This window comes from Microbacterium sp. P2_F9 (assembly GCF_056403635.1).
Genome location: NZ_JBFUFC010000365.1, coordinates 1 through 1770, shown reverse-complemented (window position 1 = coordinate 1770; position 1770 = coordinate 1). Strand labels below are relative to the sequence as shown.

Below are 1770 nucleotides of genomic sequence, written 5' to 3'. Positions count from 1 at the left end.
CGCTAGGCGCGACCGCCGCCGCGGGCGCGGAACCCGGCCTCGCCGGTTCGACGCTGTTCGTCAATCCGTTCAGCACCACCCTCGAGGCGGCGCAATCGCTCGACGGACGGGCCCGCGACGACGCCCAGCTGCTGGGGAGCATCCCATCCGCGGAGTGGTTCACGAAAGGCACGCCTGCCGAAGTCGAGACCGCGGCGCGCCGCTACGTCGACCGCGCCAGCGAAGTGGGCGCGATGCCGGTCCTGGTCGCGTACAACCTGCCGTTCCGCGACTGCGCGCAGTACTCCGCGGGCGGGGCGGCCAGCACCGCCGACTACGAGGCGTGGATCGACKGGCTCGTCGCCGGCATCGGCGGCCGCCCGGCGACCGTGATCCTGGAGCCCGATGGCCTCGGCATCATTCCGCATTACACGACCATCAACGGCGACCACGAGTGGTGCCGGCCGGCCGACGCCGATGCCGCCACTGCTGCGGCCGATCGTTTCGCCCAGCTCAACTACGCCGTCGACGCGCTCGGCGGGTCGGCAGCGACATCCGTCTATCTCGACGGCACGCACAGCGGCTGGCTCGGCGTCGGCGATATCTCGGATCGCCTCATCAGGGCGGGTGTCCAGCGGGCCGAAGGGTTCTTCCTCAACGCGTCGAACTACGTCGAGACCGAACGGCTCGCCAAGTACGGCACCTGGATCTCGGACTGCATCAACCTGTCGGTGAACTCCTGGTGGGAGCCAGGGTGGTGCGCGAGCCAGTACTACCCCGCCAACCCGTCGGACTTCTCGACGTGGGGGCTCTCGGACGCCGAGTACGCCAAGGCGTATGCGCAGACGGGCGTCACACGCGACCCGGCGACCCAGGCGCACTTCGTCCTCGACACCAGCCGCAACGGAGAGGGCCCATGGTCGGGTCCGGCCGCGGCGTACCCGGGTGCGCCGGCGGGCGCCGACCCCCAGGTGTGGTGCAACCCGCCCGAGCGCGGACTCGGGGCGCTGCCGACGACCAGCACGGGTGACGCACTCATCGATGCTTACCTGTGGATCAAAGTCCCCGGCGAGTCGGACGGCCAGTGCTATCGCGGCACGGGAGGCCCGCTCGACCCCGAGCGCGKCATCGAGGACCCTGCGGCGGGTCAGTGGTTCGTCGAACAGGCGCATGAGCTCATCGAATTCGCCGAGCCGCCGATCGACCCTCTCGACTGCCACGTGAGCTGGGATGCGGCGGGTGCAGGCAACGCGTTCTCGGCCAAGCTCCACGTCGACGGTGCGACCGGGCTGCCGCTGTCATTCGTATGGTCCGGCGACCAGAAGGCCACCAAGGCCACGCGCGCCACCGTCAGCCAGGCCGGTCACGTGGTGACCCTCACGGCGAACGGCGCATCCAAGTCCGGAAAGGCGCCCGACGTCGTACTGAGCGGAAAGGGCTCCGCCGAACAGCCGTGGATCTTCTGGCTCGACGGGAAGGCCTGCACCTCCGATTGACCGGGAGAGGGGAGCGGACTGACTCAGTCCGCTCCCTTTCCCATGGGGACCGGATGCCGAGCCGCGACGAATCCCACGGCGAAACCACCCGGTTCACGCGAAACCACCGGGCGGTTTCAATCTGTCAGTGCAACGTCTCGGATGTACGTGTCGAGTGTTTCGGCAGGTGTCGCGAAGAGCAAGGTCTTGCGGGGTCGGATGTTGAGCAGTCGTTGCGTGTCGGCGAGGTCGGCGTCGGTGATCGTGTTGAAGTTCGTGCCCTTGGGGTAGAAGTCGCGGATCAGCCCGTTGGTGT

1 protein-coding gene and 1 pseudogene are annotated in these 1770 nt (G+C 68.7%); one reads left to right on the top strand and one right to left on the bottom strand.

What is annotated here, in order from left to right; all coding sequences use genetic code 11:
- Nucleotides 1-1475: glycoside hydrolase family 6 protein (locus AC1DVT_RS20020; protein ID WP_477391118.1), on the top strand; the 1475-nt coding region annotated here is incomplete at its 5' end.
- A gap of 116 nt (nt 1476-1591) precedes the next feature.
- Here the strand turns inward: AC1DVT_RS20020 and AC1DVT_RS20015 are convergent.
- Nucleotides 1592-1770 (bottom strand): annotated as a pseudogene (locus AC1DVT_RS20015) (IS30 family transposase); the annotation flags it as partial.